Here is a 15,727-nt window from a genome sequence, read left to right on the forward strand (position 1 = left end):
CATGGCCTACTCAACGACGAACGTATCCAGCAGGCCGGTCCAGGTCCGCTGCGACGACGTGCAGCGCCGCGCGGTGATCCAGCACGGCGATACGGAAATCTGGCTGACGGCCTCAGAGGCTGAGCTGGCCGGGATCCAACTGATGGCCGAGGCCAAGCGCCTAAAGCGCGCTGCGAAGCCCTCGCCGATCCAGCACGCCAACACAGACATCCACGACCCGCGCGACCAGCTGGGCATGGGCGGCCGGGTTCCGATGCCGGAGGTGGTGTCGTGAGCGGCCCGGTGGAGGCGGTTGAATACCGCGCTGAACCTGCCGGAACTATCAATGAATGGCGGGGTGTGGTGTATGTGAGCGGAACCGCTGAGTTCCGCACCTACCACACGTTCAGCAGTCCAGAAGCGGCAATTAGGGATGCCAAGTATTTCCGTAGAGATGCCGAACGCCTAGCCGCAGAGAACGCGGCCGCCCTCGCCGAGCTGGCGAAAGGCGGTGAGAAGTGAGCGGCGTCGACGAGCTGGCGGTTACGCCCAAGGAAATCGCTAACCACCTTCACCGCGTGAAGGGTGTCAGATGCAACTGCGACCTCGACAACTGGTCGCCAACGTCAATCACCGGCCACACCTCGGTGTGCCGCATCCACAAGTCGGCAGTGGCCAAGCCTTACGACATGGCGCCGGGGCTGATCGATGAAGTCCGCGCCGCCCGCGTCACCGGGGGCGTGTGATGGCCAGTGCCGCAGAGAAGCTGTCCTTTCAGTACCAGGCCGAGACATGCCCCGAAGTCGCGAATGTCGTGAGTGAGTTTGTCTGCAACGAGCTGGACGATTTCATTGATCGATTGAAGCGCGCCTCGGCTTACAAGCTGCGTGGCGCACTGGAGTCCGCATGCGGTGACCTGCTTGAGTCCCGTGAAGAGATTGATCGGCTCAAGGATGAGGTCGAGACGCTGAAGGACACCATCGACGATTTGCGCAGCCAGATCCGTGAGCTTGAGCGGGAGGTGGCGTGATGGCCCGACTCAATGCACACGAGGCGTTCAAGCGCGCGGCTCAGAACTACGAGGCGATGGTCCCGGCAGATCAGGGAGATTTCGACGAAGCGGTCGAGGCTTTGACGTCGGACGCGACCTGGATCGAATCGCACAGGGCAGAGGCCGACGACTGGAACGACGGCATGCAAGACGGCGAGCACTACTCGGCAGTCGAGATTGCGCTGGCTGATCTGTACGACTACCGCAACGACACAGCCTCCCTGGCCGGCTCGGAGATGCTCGCCCGCCTGATGCGACTCGCGGCAGTCCATGGCGAAGCGCGCGAAGCAAAGCTCCGCGAGATGGCCGAGCAGCAGGTTTCAGACGACTTTGACCGAGCAGAAGAGGCGCGGGACGAAGCCAGGAGGAGCACATCATGAACCTCCTCGCCGAGATCGCATCCCTTCGCTGGATGTCAGAGCGTCAGTTCTGGTTCGTCCTGTTCGCGCTGATCTTCTGCGGGCTGGCGCTGGCGTACTGCTCGCCTCCTCCTCCGGTTCACAGCCAGGTGCTGCAGACGGTGGTGCGCGGTGGATGACTTCATCGTGATCGCAACCCTAACCGTCGTGCTGCTGATCCTCGCAGCGATTGACTACCACTTCACCGCCCAAGCCCCGGCCACTCCCTCCCAATCTCCCGGCCGGGGCGAGGGCAACCAAGATTAGTTCTATGGGGCGGAATGCGCAGGCTGATGCGCGATCTGGAAGCGGCACCCATGCCGGCATAGCACCCAGCCGGATGAGCGTGGCGGACACGGCTCAGGCTCTGAACAAGCTTCCATACATCCGAAGGCCGGATATCAGCACCGGCCCGCCCCGCCCACACAGCAGGAGAGAGAGATGAATGCACAGCTTGCAACGATTGGCGATAGCCAGATTGAACTGGTCAAGCGGACCATTGCCAAGGGCACGACGGACGACGAGCTGTCGCTGTTCATCCAGCAGTGCAATCGCACCGGACTGGACCCATTCGCTCGCCAGATCTATGCGGTGAAGCGCTGGGACAGCCGCGAGCGCCGCGAGGTGATGAGCGTCCAGGTAAGCATCGACGGCTTTCGCCTGATCGCAGAGCGCAGCGGCAAGTATGCCGGCCAGCTAGGCCCGTGGTGGACTGGCGACGGCAAGGAGTGGACGGACTGCTGGCTGACTAAGGAGCCGCCTCTGGCTGCTCGGGTTGGCGTCATGCGCTCTGACTTCAAGGAGCCGCTGTATGCAGTGGCCCGCATGGACAGCTATAGGCAGCTCACCAAGGAAGGCAAGCCGTCCGGCCTGTGGGGGAAGATGCCGGAGCTGATGATCGCCAAGGTCGCCGAGGCGCTTGCCCTGCGCCGAGCGTTCCCGGCTGAACTGTCTGGCCTCTACACGACAGATGAGATGGCACAGGCCCAGCCTGCAGAATCGGTCGTTGACGTGGAGTACGCAGATGCCGGCCCGGCACTTCCCCAGCTCTCCGCGAAAGTCACTCCACTCGATGGCGCGTGGGATGCGATGGACGACGAGTCCAAAGAGTTCCTGGCCAAGATCGCGGCTGCGATCAATGACCACTTTTCCGACGAGAAGCCGACCGACGAGGAGGCTGACAAGGCTCATGCCTACTTGGTCGGCCAGCACCTGGAATCCGAAGAAAAGAACGCCCTGTGGACCCGTCTGGGCAGCAAGGCCCGAAGCGCCCTCAAGCGCGCTCACGAACGCTCAAACAAGAAGGAAGTGGCATGAATAACTTCAACGCAATTGGTCGAGTCGGCAAGGATGCAGTTACGCGATTCACCCAGGGTGGCGATCCGGTTACAGGCTGGTCGCTGGCAGTGGACTCGGGCTACGGCGACAAGAAGCAGACGATGTGGATCGACTGCTCTGCGTGGGGCAAGCGATTCGAGAAGGTCAGCGAGTACATCACCAAAGGCTCGCAGCTCGGCGTGACCGGCGAGCTTGGAACTCGCGAGCACGACGGAAAGACCTACATCACCCTGCGTGTTGCCGATATCACGCTGGTTGGCGGAAAGCAGGAAGGCTCGAAGTCACAGCGCCAGGAATCCAAGCCGGACAAGGCTTACGACGATTTCCGGGACGATGAAATCAACTTCTGAGGCCACAGACATGACGGACCAGATGACGGACGCCCGCCCAGTCAGCGTTGAGCACGAACTGAAAGTTCAGTCCGCGCTACTTCGCACACCAGAATTCATGGAGCAATTCGATGCTGCAAAGTTCGCCAACCAGCTTGATCGAATCGCCGCCCGCCTCCGCACCCTGAGCGAGCCTTCGCAGATGCACGCGCACCTGCTCGACATGTTGGGTGTCGCTACCCACGAGGAAGCCGGCGCTGAGATTGGCCGCCTACATCGCCTTACCCTGAGTGAGCCTGCTCGGTGGCTCAACGGGTGCGACAAGACGGTTCCCGAGGCGCTGCGCTTCCTTGCGCGCAACGACCGGCCGACCGGTGGCGAACAGCGATTCAACTTTGAGCACCTGATGCAGCTGGCAGCCGAAATTGAGAAGATGGCCGGTCGTCGGCCGCCTGCACTGAGCGAGCAGCCCGACATCCAAGCCGCACAGGATGCCGCGATAGCTCGCGTCGGCGCAGAGCTGGCGAGCGAGCAGCAGCAGAAGTCAGTGGCGCTTGGTGACGACTCTGCCTTCGACCTCGCAATGAGGGAGTACGAGCTAGAGGCGATTCGGCACGGCAAGGATTCCGACAACGCAATCGCTGTTGATGCTGCGGGGAAACGCCTGTACGACCTCTACAACGGTCGCCACCAGCCCGCTGCCGGCGATGATGCCCGAGTGGTAGCCTGGATTCGTTATCGCAGCGACGGTGGTGTGGAAGGGCCGATCCTCGACAGCGTGATCGAGGACGTGCGCCGCAAATCAGGTGTATGGGAGCCTCTCGTTCATCCCGCCCTGACCGCCGCTGACCATTCCGAGGATGCGCGCGGTTTGGTCGCCGCGCCCGCGCCGGAATCGGGAGGCGACAGTGAACAGTAGGCCGCACGTTACTGAAGAACGGCTGCGCGAGAAGCTCTCCTACTGTGCCGATACTGGTCACTTCCAATGGAGGCACTCAGTACGAGGCAACTCACCCGGACTGGTTGCCGGATCAAAGCACTCAAACGGCTACATCAAGATCTGCGTGGACGGGCGAGACTACTTGGCTCATCGGCTTGCCTGGATGTATGTCCACGGCTGTATCCCTGATGGCGAGATTGACCACATTGACGGATGCAAGTCCAACAACAGGATCTCAAATCTCCGCGTAGTGAGCCGGGAGGTCAACGCGCGTCGCCACCCCATGCGTCCCAACAATACGAGCGGATACAGGGGCGTGTCCCGCGATTGGGGGAAGTGGAAGGCGACCATCAAGGTAGACGGGAAGCGAATTCACCTAGGCATGTTCGATGACGCTTCCGTTGCATCCGAAGCTTACGAGAGAGCGGCAGCATTGCTTCATCCCGACACCGTACCCCGCCAGCCCGAAAGGAGACAGTCATGACTGAACTGAAGCCGTGCCCGTTTTGTGGCAGCACGAGCATCGACGAGAAGGGTTGGGCCAGCTCGAATAGCGCAGGACCGGCGTGCGATGACTGCGGAGCAAGCGCAGGCAATGCTACCGGCACGCTTGAAGGAAACATCGCAGCCTGGAACCGCCGAGCAGAGCGCGCGGCCGGCGGGGTGGATGTCACCGACGCCGATATCGCTGAATGGGTCGAGAGGCACGATCTTGGCGGGGTGCTGAGCGGTATCGATGCCCGCTGCGCATTCGATGATGCGCGCACGTTCGTTTCAGATGCCGCCCTCTCGCCCCGCGCTGACTCAGTTGCGCCAGTTAAGCCGGTGCGGGTAGGCGTGATTGGTCATGTTGGACGCGACAAGGGGGCGCTTACGGCCGCCCTGATGATGCTTGCGAAGCGAAAGCCAGACGCTGACTCGGCTGGGGGTGCGTGATGTCCCTCGAATTGCGGCCAGTGAAGCGCGACGACGCGCGTCCGTTCATCCGGGAGCATCACCGCCACCACGGCGTGCCCACCGGGTTCATGTGGGCGCACGGCGTCCACGACGATGCCGGCGAACTTGTCGGCGTTGCGACGGTTGGGCGGCCCGTATCCAGAGAGCTGGACGATGGTCTGACTTGCGAGGTCACTCGTCTTTGTACCGATGGATCGCCGAACGCATGTTCAATGCTCTACGGCGCGTCGATGCGCGCTGCCAAGGCCAAGGGCTTCCGGCGCGGCCTGACCTACATCCTTGCTTCTGAAGATGGCGGGAGCTTGCGCGCGTCGGGATGGAAACGACTGTGGGCCGTCAAGGGTCGCAGCTGGGACTCGCCATCGCGACCGCGAACGGATAAGCATCCGACTGAAGACAAGGTCGCGTACGGATGGGGCGCGTGGCCCGACGCCGCCAAGCCGGAGGTGGGGTGATGTCGGACATCAAACAGAAGGCCCGCGAGTTGCTCGGTGACATCACCGGACTCACCAACGCCGCTTTCAACGAAGACGGTCGGATGGTGGACGTTGACGACGCCCTCCGCGCCATCGAAGCCGCCCTGCGCACGAGCACGCCCGATGCTGGCGGGAGGGATGCGGAGGATGCTGCGAGGTATCGGTGGCTGCGTCGAAAGTTCTGCATCATTTCGGGAAAGGATCGGGCGCGGTTCGAAGCCGTAAACCTCCCATTCCCCCGCTATGTTGCCCCTAACCCGGCAATAGAGATGGACGCTGTAATCGACGCCGCCATCCCCCAGCGGGAGCGGTCGTGAAGATCAGGCACAATATTGATGAGTCCGAGCTTCTTATCGAGATACAGAAGACTCTCGCTTACTGCCCGGATACAGGCAACTTATTTCGCAGGCCGAAGCCTGGTAGTCGCCATTGGAGCATCGCTGGAACGAAGCGAAAGGATGGCTACGCGGTCTTGAAGATCACAGTGGGCGGAAGAAAGAAGAACGTTCTGGCTCACCGGGCTGCGTGGGCGGTAGTGAATGGCGTGTGGCCGACACATCAGATCGATCACGTCGATGGCGATCCTGGGAACAACAGGATATCGAACCTGAGAGAGGCGACCGGAAGCCTGAATCAGCAGAACAGACGAAAGCAGAAGCCGCCCGCATCCAGCCGTTTCATGGGCGTTTCATGGAGCAAATCCGCATCGAAATGGCAAGCGAGGATTCAACCACCAGACTGCAAGCGCATCTCCCTTGGCTTCTTTGACACCGAGGAGTCAGCTGCAGCGGCATATGTGGAAGCGAAGCGGCCTGTCCACACGTTTATGCCTGATGGGCACTTGCTGTCGAACGCTGGCGCCGCAACTACCGGGGGATGTGATGAGCGAGTGGAGAACGATTGATAGCGCGCCGTTCGGACGCAGGAAAGTGATTTTGCTGATATCGAACGACGGACCCAATGGATACGTCACCGACCCATGGACGGGATGGGCTGAGGACGACGGGACATTCCCGAGATGGCCTCACAAGTTCCCCCCGACTCACTGGGCTGAGATCCCCGCCCCGCCGAAGGAGAGGGGGTGATGGCCTCAACCGATCCGATCCGCCTCGAAGGCAAGGACTGGTTCACAGAAGCCGAGGCCGCCGAGTATTGCGGCGTGTCACTGTCGAACTTCCGTGAGGGATACGCCAAGCTCGGCATCTCACCCAAGCGCGCCTTCGGCAAGAAGCTGTACGCCCGAGCCGACCTCTACTCTGCGATTGCGACCTGTCCCGAATGGCAACCATCTACCTCCGCGGCAAATCCTGGTATCTCAGCTGGAGCGAGAATGGTCGCCAGGTCAGGCAATCCCTTGGCTCAATTGCGGCCAGCGCGGCAGAGACCATACGTTCCGCGAAAGAGGCCGAGCTAGAGCATGGCGTGAGGATCCTGCCGCGCCTGCCCACGGTTCAGCAGTTCATGGACTTCTATGCCGAGTGGTACAAGGCCGACCACCCGACGACGCATAAGGGCCTGCTGAAGGAGATCAAGCCCTTCTTGCGGACCTTCGGTCACCGGCCGATCGACACGATCCGGGCGGCCGAGGTCGAAGCCTGGAAAGCCGACAGGCTCAAAACCCACGCTAGGGAGACGGTCGGCAAAGAGCTGCGCAGGTTCAAGGCGGCGTTCAAGCGCGGGATCGCGTGGGGCGAGCTGGACGTCAACCCGGTCGAGCATGTCCAAGCGCCGCGCGGCGTGCGCTCCGTGGCCGTGCGCTTCTACACCGTGGCCGAGGTCGCCAAGCTGTCCAAGACCCGCCGTGGCCCGCTGTGGAGATTCCTGGCCTGCACGGGCCTCAGGCGTAGCGAGGCTGTCCGGGTTGTGCAGTCGCTGCACGTTGTCGCGGACGGCCAGATGACGGTGATACGGGTCGAATCCGACCCCGACGCGACCGGCGCCGGCAGGACCAAGTCCGGGGCCTGGCGCGAAATCCCGCTGAACGCCGCCGCCGAGGCCAGCCTAATGGAGCTGCCAGACCGAATCGCCCCCTGCCACCCCGACACGCTGGGTGACTGGTTCGCGGCCGATGCCCGGGAGGCCGGGGTCGGCGGCAGCCTTCACCGGCTCCGGCACACGTTCTGCGCGCATCTGGCAATGGCCGGGGTACCCCTGAGGCGGATACAATTACTCGCCGGTCACGCGGACCAGAAGACGACTGAGATGTACGCACATCTCTCGCCAGACGGGGCGCCTGAAGCGGTGGGGAAGTTGAAGTTCTGACGCAGAAACTGCACAGCAACTGCACAGGCACTACCACCAACCCGCATGGCCCCGTAGCTCAGCTGGATAGAGCGGTCCCCTCCTAAGGGACAGGTCGTACGTTCGAATCGTATCGGGGTCACCACCTTCGCCAACCGGCCGGGACGCGCTGCCAACGGGCACGCCATCCCGGCCTGCAATCTCTGGGAGAGCTTGTTCCATGACCCACCCTGTCCTTGCCGCACTCGGTCTGACCGCCAACGAATCGGGCACCTATCTCGGCAGCGGGGAGTGGTCCAAGACCTCCGACGCCGGCGTCATCGAACCGATCAACCCGAGCAATGGCGACGTGCTGGCGCGCGTGCAGGCGTCGTCGGAAGCCGACTACGCGCTGATCGTCGAGCGCGCCCAGGCTGCGTTCAAGATCTGGCGCACGACCCCGGCCCCGCGCCGTGGCGAGGCCATCCGCCTGTGTGCGGACGCGCTGCGCACGCACAAGGACGCGCTGGGTTCGCTGGTCGCGCTGGAAATGGGCAAGTCCAAGCCCGAGGGCGACGGCGAAGTCCAGGAAATGATCGACATCGGCGAGTTCTCGGTCGGCCTGTCGCGCCAGCTGTACGGCCTGACCATGCATTCCGAGCGCCCGGGCCACCGCATGTACGAGCAATGGCACCCGCTGGGCCTGGTCGGCATCATCAGCGCGTTCAACTTCCCGGTCGCGGTCTGGGCCTGGAACGCGTTCGTAGCAGCGGTTTGCGGCGACATCTGCATCTGGAAGCCGTCGCCGAAGACGCCGCTGTCGGCGATCGCATCGCTGAAGATCTGCAATGAAGCCCTCCGCAAGGGCGGCTTCCCGGACCTGTTCTTCATGTTCAACGATGCCGGCAGCGACCTGGCCCAGCAGTTCGTCGACGACAAGCGCGTCGGGCTGATCAGCTTCACCGGTTCGACCAAGATCGGTCGCCAGGTCGGCGAGCGCGTCGCCCAGCGCATGGGCCGCAGCCTGCTCGAGCTGGGCGGCAACAACGCGATCATCGTCGACGAAACCGCCGAGCTGAAGCTGGCGATCCCGGCGATCGTGTTCGGCGCCGTCGGCACGGCCGGCCAGCGCTGCACCACCACGCGCCGCCTGTTCGTGCATGCCTCGCGCTACGACGAAGTGCTGGCCAAGCTGGTCTCTGCCTACCAGCAGGTCGAGAAGAAGATCGGCGACCCCACCGATCCGGCCAACCTGATGGGCCCGCTGAACAGCCAGGATGCGGTCAAGGGCTACCTCGATGCGGTCGCCAAGGCCAAGGCCAGCGGCGGCAAGATCGAGACCGGTGGCCGCGCGCTCGACGACCGTGCCGGCAACTTCGTGCTGCCGACGATCGTCACCGGCCTGTCCAACGATGCCGAAGTGGTCCAGACCGAGACCTTCGCGCCGATCCTGTACGTGATGAAGTTCAACGACCTCGATGAGGCGCTGACGCTGCAGAACGACGTGCCGCAGGGCCTGTCGTCGTCGATCTTCACGACCAACCTGAAGGCGTCCGAGGCGTTCCTGTCCGCGGCTGGTTCCGACTGCGGCATCGCCAACGTCAACATCGGCACCTCGGGTGCCGAGATCGGCGGCGCGTTCGGCGGCGAGAAGGAAACCGGCGGTGGCCGCGAGTCCGGTTCGGACGCGTGGCGCGCGTACATGCGTCGCCAGACCAACACGATCAACTACTCCGACGCGCTGCCGCTGGCCCAGGGCATCAAGTTCGATTTCTGATCGCGACCCGCCCGGGCCGCCCCATCGGGCCCGGGCACCGCTTCCGTGGGGCCTGCGTCGTCACGACCCAGGCCACCGCAATGCCGGTACGATGACCTGACCGGCAGGTTCGCACCGTATCCGTCGAGAGACCCGTCAGCATGAGACAGACCAGCACACTCGCGATCGTCGCCCTCGTATCGGGGTTGCTCGGATGGACCCTGGTACCCTGGCTGGGCAGCATCGTCGCCATCATCACCGGCCACCTGGCCCGCGCCGAGATCCGCCGCGAGCCCGAGCGCCTCGAAGGCGACGGCATGGCGCTGGCCGGCCTGATCCTGGGTTACTCGATGCTGGTGGTCACGCTGCTGGCGATTGCGGCCATGCTGCTGTTCTTCGGCGGGTTGGTCTGGTTCGGACTGAACAGCTGACGTGTATGCGCTGACCCGTCCCCTGCTGTTCGCCCTCGATGCCGAGCGTGCCCACGGCGTCACCCTGTCTTCGCTGCAGGCCGCCTACCGGCTCGGATTGACGCCCCTGCTGGCGCGCAGGCCGACGCCGCTGCCGACGCGCGTGCTGGGGCTGGAGTTCCCCAATCCGGTCGGCCTGGCCGCCGGGCTGGACAAGAACGGCGAGTACATCGACGCGCTGTTCGCGCTCGGCTTCGGTTTCGTCGAAGTCGGCACGGTCACGCCGCAGCCGCAGGACGGCAACCCCAAGCCCCGGATGTTCCGCCTGCCCAGCCATCGCGGCGTCATCAACCGGCTGGGCTTCAACAATGCCGGCGTCGATGCACTGGTACGCAATGTCGAGCGCGTCCGCCACCGCAGCGGCATCCTCGGCATCAATATCGGCAAGAACAAGCACACGCCCAACGAATCGGCCGAGTCCGACTATCTGTTTTGCCTGGAACGGGTGTACCCGCTGGCCGACTACATCACCATCAACATCTCCTCGCCCAATACCGCCGGCCTGCGCGAGCTGCAGGAAGAGCAGTTCCTGCGCAAGCTGATGGGCACGTTGCGCGATGCGCAGGAACGCCTGGCCGCGCAGCACGGCAAGCGCGTGCCGATGCTGGTCAAGGTGGCGCCCGACCTGTCCGACGACGATGTCGACGCGGCGGCGCGCGTGCTGTCGGACCTGCAGGTCGATGGCGTGATCGCGACCAACACCACGGTCTCGCGGATCAGCGTGCAGGAGCACCGGCATTCGCGCGAGACCGGCGGGCTGTCGGGCGCGCCATTGATGGACAAATCGACCGCAGTGCTGCGGATGCTGCGCACGCGGATGCCCGAGTCGATCCCGCTGATCGGCGTCGGCGGCATCCTGTCGGGCGCCGACGCGGTCAAGAAGATGGCCGCCGGTGCGTCACTGGTGCAGTGCTACAGCGGACTGGTGTATCGCGGGCCGAGGCTGATCGGAGAATGCGTCGAGGCGATCCGCCGACGCAAGGAAGCACCCAGCCGCGGCAACCTCCCCAACCTGTAACGAGCCAATTCATGAGTACGGGGTTCCGCCTGGTCGAGCATGCCGACCTTGGCGCACGCAACACCTTCCACCTCCCGGCCAGCGCGCCCCTGCTGGCCGAACTGCTGGCGCTGGACGCCCTGCCGGCCCTGCTCGAACAGCCCGCCCTGCGGGACCGCCCGTTGCTGCTGCTGGGCGGCGGCAGCAACCTGCTGTTCGCCGCCGATCCCGACGCCGTGGTCATCGCGATCGCCGCACAGGGCGTGTCGATCGTCGAACGCTGCCCCGACAACGCCATCGTGCGCGCTGAGGCCGGCCTCGGCTGGCATGCGCTGGTGGCGTGGACGCTGGACCAGGGCCTGTCCGGCCTGGAGAACCTGGCGCTGATCCCGGGTACCGTCGGCGCTGCGCCGATCCAGAACATCGGCGCCTACGGCGTCGAGATCAAGGACAGCATCCACGCGGTGGAATCGCTGGACCGCGAGACCGGCCAGATCCAGCGCCGCGACCGCCAGCAGTGCGCGTTCGGCTATCGCGACAGCGTGTTCAAGCAGCAGCCCGACCGCCACATCGTCATGGCGGTCGAATTCGCGCTGCCGCTGGTGCCGCGATTGCGGCTGGACTATGCCGGCATCGGCGACGAGCTGGCCTCGATGCGGATCGACGATCCCACGCCGCATGACGTGGCCGATGCGGTCTGCGCGCTGCGCCGGCGCAAGCTGCCCGACCCCGAACGCATCGGCAACGCCGGCAGCTTCTTCAAGAATCCGATCATCCCGCTGGCCCAGCTGGAACCGCTGCGTGCGGCGCATCCCGCGTTCCCGGTCTATCCCGGCCGCGACGCCAGCACCGCCAAACTCTCGGCCGCGTGGCTGATCGAGCAATGCGGCTGGAAGGGCTATCGCGGCGTCGACGGTGCGATCGATGTCGATGCCGGCGTCGCCGCCCAGCACGCGCTGGTGCTGGTCAACCACGGCAGGGCCAGCGGTGCCGGCCTGCTGGCGCTGGCGCGCGCGATCGCCGCCTCGGTGCAGCAGCGTTTCGGCGTCGCCATCGAACCCGAGCCGCGGATCGTCGGTGCCGCATGGTAGGCCAGCTCTCCCCCAGGGCCACGCCCGCGCGTACCTGGGTGCCCCGTTCGCAACCCGGCCGCGCCGCCCTGCTGATGCTGGGCAGCACCCTGGCCTTCGCGGTGATGGTGATCACCATCCGCCTGGCCTCGGCGACGATCGAGACCACCGAGATCGCGTTCTTCCGCAACCTGTTCGGCCTGCTCGCGCTGCTGCCGATCGTGCTGCGTCCTGGCAAGCCATTGCCGCGCACGCAACACATCGGCCGCTATCTGGTGCGCACCGTGATCGGCCTGGCGTCGATGCTGTGCGGCTTCTGGGCAATCGGCCACCTGCCGCTGTCGCAGGCGATCTCGCTGTCGTATTCGACGCCGATCTTCGTGACCATCGCCGCGGTGCTGTTCCTCGGCGAGCAGGTCCGGATCCGGCGCTGGGCGGCGGTCGCGGCCGGCTTCATCGGCGTCATGGTGATCCTGCGCCCGTGGAGCAGCGCGTTCACCGCCGGCATGCTGGTCGCGGTGCTGGCGGCGGTGATCAGCGCCGTGGTCGCGATCCAGATCAAGCAGCTCGCCCGCCTCGACCCGCCCGACACCGTGGTGTTCTTCACCTACGCGTTCTGGGTACCGATGTCGCTGGTGCCGGCACTGTTCCAGTGGGTCTGGCCGCATGGCATGGCCTGGGTCTGGCTGATCGCGACCGGCATCTTCGGCACGCTGGGGCAATTGCTGTGGACGCGTGCGTTGCGGCTCGGCGAAGTGTCGGCCTTGCAGCCGATCAGCTTCACCCAGCTGCCGCTGGTCGCGTTCTTCGGCTGGGCGCTGTTCGGCGAAAGCATCGACCGCTGGACCGTCATCGGTGCGTCGATCATCCTGCTGTCCAATGCCTACATCGCGCATCGCGAGGCGGTGCTGGCGCGCCAGGCATCCACGCATGCGCCGCTGGAGGCGGCCAAGCCCGGCGAGTGACGATGCGGGTCCTGCGGTCGGGGCACGCAGCCCGTGGACGGCTGGAGCGCCTCAGCGCTTTTTCGCATCGGCCCTGATATCGGCCACCAGCTCGCGTTGGTCCTCCGACAAGGTCGCCAGGTCGCGCGACAGCAACGCGGTCACGTAACGCTGGTGCACCGCGTCGGCTTCGGCCACCTGGCGCAGCCCCCGCAGGCGCGTCTCCAGCAGCAGCGCGGTGTCGACCGTGTCCGGATCGTCGACGCCCTTGAACTGTTCCTGCAGCGCCAGCAACTGGCGCGAGCTGGCGATCATCAGGGCGTTGTCGCCCACGGCCTGCGCATCGGCGGCCTGGAACTTCAGCGCGCCGTGCACCTGGGGATGCTGTCCGCCGAGTACCTCCAAGGCGACCGGCAGCATCTGCGCGACCAGGTCCAGCGCTTCGTGCGGCCGCCCGGCCTGGCTCAGGGTCATCGGCCGGTTCAACTGGATGAACAGCGTATCGGGATGGCGCGGCCCCAGCAAGCGCGTGCGCACCTGTGCGACCTGCTCCTGCAGCGGGATCGCGCGATCGAACTGCTGCATGCGCGCATAGGTCGACGACAGGTTCAGTTGCGCGCGCAGGGTCTGCGCATGCTGCGGGCCACGCACGCGAACCATCGCCTTGACCGCGGATTCCAGCACCGGCAGCGCCTCGTCGTTGCGGCCGGCATCGGTCAGCATGTTGCCCAGGTTGATGCGCTGGGCCAGCGTCGCCGGATGCTCGGCACCGAGTCGCCGGGTCTGGATCGCGACCAGTTCCTGCTGCAGCGACACTGAGGCGTCGTGGTCGCGACTCATCGCGCGCAACATCGCCAGCGTCGACAAGGTGTCCAGCGTCGCCGGATCCTCCTTGCCCAGCTCGGCGATCTGCGACTGTGCCAGCGCTTCCACCATCTGCCGGGCCGTACCCGGCTCTCCCATCTTCGCGATCAGGCGGGCATGCGCCATCGCGATCCGCGACGTCAGCACATTGGCCTCGCCCAGGTGGCGTACGCTGTCGGCATGTAGGGCTTCCAGGCGTTCGCGCGCACGCGGCCAATCGCCCAACTCCGCGATCGCCTGCGCCTGGCTGAAATACAGTTCGACCCGGCGTGGGTCGCCCTTGCCCAGGCGCGCGGCCTGCGGCAGCACGCGCTCGATCAGCACCATCGCCGCCGCGGCCTCGCGCGCGGCCAGCAGTGCAGAGATCTGCAGGCTGCGCGCGTGCAGGGTCTGTGCATCGGCATCGCCCAGGCGCTTGCCGCGCTCATCGGCGACCACGCCAAAGCCCGCCGCTGCGGCGGCATGCAGCCCCAGCGCCTCGCGCACGCTCGCCACCGATTCGCGCAGGTCGGTCGCCAGGGCAGGCTCGTCGGAAAAATTGCGCGCGATCGCGTGTTCGGCGCCGGCCAGGATGTTGTCGTCGACCAGGCCGCGGGCAAGATCGGCGGCACTGGCGTGCACCAGGGCCTGCTCGAACGCCGGCAAGGCCTCGGGCATCGCCTCACCGATCTGCGCGCGCAGGCCGTCGGCCAGGTCCAGTCCCATCGCCTCGATATCGATCGACTCCAGCATCGACTGCTGGAACGCGGCGACCTTACCCAGCTCCATGCTGCGCGCCTCGGCGATGGCGCGCTGCTCGCGCGCCTGCATCAGGCCATAGACCGACATCGCCAGCCCGCCCAGCAAGGCCACCAGCACCATGCTGGCGGCGACCAGCGCGCCGCGATGGCGATGCACGAAACGTCCCCACAGGTAGCGCCGGCCCGGCGGCACCGCTTGCACGACGTCGCCATCGAGGAAACGCTGCAGGTCTTCGGCCAGCGCCGCCGCGCTGGGATAGCGTGCGGCACGTTCGTGCGCCATCGCGCGCGAGACCACCCAGTCGAGTTCGCCGCGCAGCAGCCGCCGCATGCCGGCCAGCGGATAGCCCTGCACGCGCGCGACCTGGCGCGCCTGTTCGGGCGGCAGCGTTTCCAACGCCGCGGACGGCAGGCGCAACGACTGGCGCGCACCGGCCAGGGTTTCGCCGGCCATCGCCGGCCGTTGCCCGGTGATCAGTTCGAACAGCACCACGCCCAGCGAATAGACATCGCTGCGGGTGTCGATCAGCGACTTGTCGCCGTCGGCCTGCTCCGGGCTCATGTATTCGGGCGTGCCGGCGATTTCCCGGCCCTCGAGCGCGGACGAGGCGGTGGCGATGCCGAAGTCGATGATCTTCGGCGCCGGCTGTCCGTCGACATCGTCAACCAGCAGGTTACCCGGCTTCAGGTCGCGATGGATCACGCCCTTCTGGTGCGCGTGCTGCACGCCTTCGCAGACGCGGATGAACAGGCCCAGGCGTTCGCGCAGCGACAGCCCATGCGCCTCGCAGTAGCGGGTCAGCGGCGTGCCGGCGATGAACTCCATCGCGAAGAACGGATAGCCCTCGGGCGTGGAGTCGGCGTCGAAGATCTGCGCGATCGCCGGGTGCCGCATCTGCGCCAGCAGCTGGCGCTCGACCTCGAAGTAGGCCAGGTGGCGAGCATCCAGCCGACGGTTGCGCATGATCTTGATCGCGACGGTGCGGCGGACCGGTTCGAGCTGGTCGGCGCGGTAGACCTCGCCCATGCCGCCGCGACCGAGCAGTTCGCCGATCCGGTAGCGCCCCAGCCGGGTCCCGGGTGCGATCGCATCGCCAGCCTCGCCCGCGTCGCCGCGACCGGAAGGCGAACGCGTGGCCAGCAGTTGCGTGCTGTCAGGATCTTCCGAACCGTTCATTGCCATCCCCTGCCCCCAAGT

21 protein-coding genes and 1 tRNA gene are annotated in these 15,727 nt (G+C 65.5%); 21 read left to right on the forward strand and 1 reads right to left on the reverse strand.

Annotated elements, in window-relative coordinates:
• Position 1 precedes the first annotated feature (1 nt).
• The 21 genes from ACYX7E_RS10115 (at position 2) to ACYX7E_RS10215 (ending at position 12,946) form a co-directional block, all read left to right on the forward strand.
• Positions 2-274, forward strand: coding sequence for a hypothetical protein (locus ACYX7E_RS10115; RefSeq protein WP_462080457.1), 273 nt, complete (start codon positions 2-4; stop codon positions 272-274).
• Positions 271-501 (forward strand): hypothetical protein, encoded by a 231-nt coding sequence (locus tag ACYX7E_RS10120; RefSeq protein WP_462080458.1) that lies wholly within the window; start codon positions 271-273, stop codon positions 499-501. Before ACYX7E_RS10115 ends, ACYX7E_RS10120 begins: the two co-directional genes overlap by 4 nt.
• Positions 498-725 carry a hypothetical protein gene (locus ACYX7E_RS10125; protein ID WP_462080459.1) on the forward strand — a complete coding sequence of 76 codons (228 nt, stop codon included), beginning with the start codon at positions 498-500 and terminating at the stop codon, positions 723-725. The genes ACYX7E_RS10120 and ACYX7E_RS10125 overlap by 4 nt, the downstream gene beginning before the upstream one ends.
• Positions 725-1,009, forward strand: a complete 285-nt coding sequence (locus ACYX7E_RS10130) for a hypothetical protein (RefSeq protein ID WP_462080460.1) — start codon at positions 725-727, stop codon at positions 1,007-1,009. The genes ACYX7E_RS10125 and ACYX7E_RS10130 overlap by 1 nt, the downstream gene beginning before the upstream one ends.
• Positions 1,009-1,410, forward strand: a complete 402-nt coding sequence (locus ACYX7E_RS10135) for a hypothetical protein (RefSeq protein WP_462080461.1) — start codon at positions 1,009-1,011, stop codon at positions 1,408-1,410. The genes ACYX7E_RS10130 and ACYX7E_RS10135 overlap by 1 nt, the downstream gene beginning before the upstream one ends.
• Positions 1,407-1,568: a hypothetical protein gene (locus ACYX7E_RS10140; protein ID WP_462080462.1), complete on the forward strand. Its 162-nt coding sequence runs from the start codon at positions 1,407-1,409 to the stop codon at positions 1,566-1,568. Before ACYX7E_RS10135 ends, ACYX7E_RS10140 begins: the two co-directional genes overlap by 4 nt.
• A gap of 301 nt (positions 1,569-1,869) precedes the next feature.
• A complete protein-coding gene (gene bet, locus ACYX7E_RS10145; protein WP_462080463.1) occupies positions 1,870-2,745 on the forward strand; it encodes a phage recombination protein Bet in 876 nt (291 codons plus the stop codon).
• Positions 2,742-3,116, forward strand: a complete 375-nt coding sequence (locus ACYX7E_RS10150; RefSeq protein ID WP_462080464.1) for a single-stranded DNA-binding protein — start codon at positions 2,742-2,744, stop codon at positions 3,114-3,116. The genes bet and ACYX7E_RS10150 overlap by 4 nt, the downstream gene beginning before the upstream one ends.
• Positions 3,117-3,126: 10 nt before the next feature.
• Positions 3,127-4,014: a hypothetical protein gene (locus ACYX7E_RS10155; protein ID WP_462080465.1), complete on the forward strand. Its 888-nt coding sequence runs from the start codon at positions 3,127-3,129 to the stop codon at positions 4,012-4,014.
• Positions 3,956-4,519 (forward strand): HNH endonuclease, encoded by a 564-nt coding sequence (locus ACYX7E_RS10160; protein ID WP_462080466.1) that lies wholly within the window; start codon positions 3,956-3,958, stop codon positions 4,517-4,519. Before ACYX7E_RS10155 ends, ACYX7E_RS10160 begins: the two co-directional genes overlap by 59 nt.
• Positions 4,516-4,971 carry a Lar family restriction alleviation protein gene (locus ACYX7E_RS10165; RefSeq protein ID WP_462080467.1) on the forward strand — a complete coding sequence of 152 codons (456 nt, stop codon included), beginning with the start codon at positions 4,516-4,518 and terminating at the stop codon, positions 4,969-4,971. The genes ACYX7E_RS10160 and ACYX7E_RS10165 overlap by 4 nt, the downstream gene beginning before the upstream one ends.
• Positions 4,971-5,447 carry an XF1762 family protein gene (locus ACYX7E_RS10170; RefSeq protein ID WP_462080468.1) on the forward strand — a complete coding sequence of 159 codons (477 nt, stop codon included), beginning with the start codon at positions 4,971-4,973 and terminating at the stop codon, positions 5,445-5,447. Before ACYX7E_RS10165 ends, ACYX7E_RS10170 begins: the two co-directional genes overlap by 1 nt.
• The gene (locus tag ACYX7E_RS10175) at positions 5,447-5,785 is read left to right on the forward strand and encodes a hypothetical protein (protein ID WP_462080469.1); all 339 of its coding nucleotides are present in this window, start codon (positions 5,447-5,449) and stop codon (positions 5,783-5,785) included. Before ACYX7E_RS10170 ends, ACYX7E_RS10175 begins: the two co-directional genes overlap by 1 nt.
• Positions 5,782-6,372, forward strand: coding sequence for an HNH endonuclease (locus ACYX7E_RS10180; protein ID WP_462080470.1), 591 nt, complete (start codon positions 5,782-5,784; stop codon positions 6,370-6,372). Before ACYX7E_RS10175 ends, ACYX7E_RS10180 begins: the two co-directional genes overlap by 4 nt.
• 374 nt (positions 6,373-6,746) lie before the next feature.
• The gene (locus tag ACYX7E_RS10185) at positions 6,747-7,730 is read left to right on the forward strand and encodes a tyrosine-type recombinase/integrase (RefSeq protein ID WP_462080471.1); all 984 of its coding nucleotides are present in this window, start codon (positions 6,747-6,749) and stop codon (positions 7,728-7,730) included.
• A gap of 47 nt (positions 7,731-7,777) precedes the next feature.
• A tRNA-Arg gene (locus ACYX7E_RS10190) sits at positions 7,778-7,854 on the forward strand.
• A gap of 75 nt (positions 7,855-7,929) precedes the next feature.
• A complete protein-coding gene (amaB, locus tag ACYX7E_RS10195; RefSeq protein ID WP_462080472.1) occupies positions 7,930-9,465 on the forward strand; it encodes an L-piperidine-6-carboxylate dehydrogenase in 1,536 nt (511 codons plus the stop codon).
• A 140-nt stretch (positions 9,466-9,605) separates the two neighbouring features.
• Positions 9,606-9,875, forward strand: coding sequence for a DUF4190 domain-containing protein (locus ACYX7E_RS10200; RefSeq protein ID WP_462080473.1), 270 nt, complete (start codon positions 9,606-9,608; stop codon positions 9,873-9,875).
• A 1-nt stretch (position 9,876) separates the two neighbouring features.
• A complete protein-coding gene (locus ACYX7E_RS10205) occupies positions 9,877-10,932 on the forward strand; it encodes a quinone-dependent dihydroorotate dehydrogenase (protein ID WP_462080474.1) in 1,056 nt (351 codons plus the stop codon).
• Between the two features lie 11 nt (positions 10,933-10,943).
• Positions 10,944-12,002, forward strand: a complete 1,059-nt coding sequence (gene murB / locus ACYX7E_RS10210; protein ID WP_462080475.1) for a UDP-N-acetylmuramate dehydrogenase — start codon at positions 10,944-10,946, stop codon at positions 12,000-12,002.
• Positions 12,003-12,076: 74 nt separating this feature from the next.
• A complete protein-coding gene (locus ACYX7E_RS10215; protein WP_462080636.1) occupies positions 12,077-12,946 on the forward strand; it encodes a DMT family transporter in 870 nt (289 codons plus the stop codon).
• 51 nt (positions 12,947-12,997) lie between these two features.
• Here ACYX7E_RS10215 and ACYX7E_RS10220 read toward each other — a convergent pair whose 3' ends face one another.
• Entirely contained in the window at positions 12,998-15,706 is a 2,709-nt protein-coding gene (locus ACYX7E_RS10220) for a serine/threonine-protein kinase (RefSeq protein WP_462080476.1), read from the reverse strand.
• Between the last annotated feature and the right edge of the window lie 21 nt (positions 15,707-15,727).

Source organism: Luteimonas sp. RIT-PG2_3, from assembly GCF_054902115.1.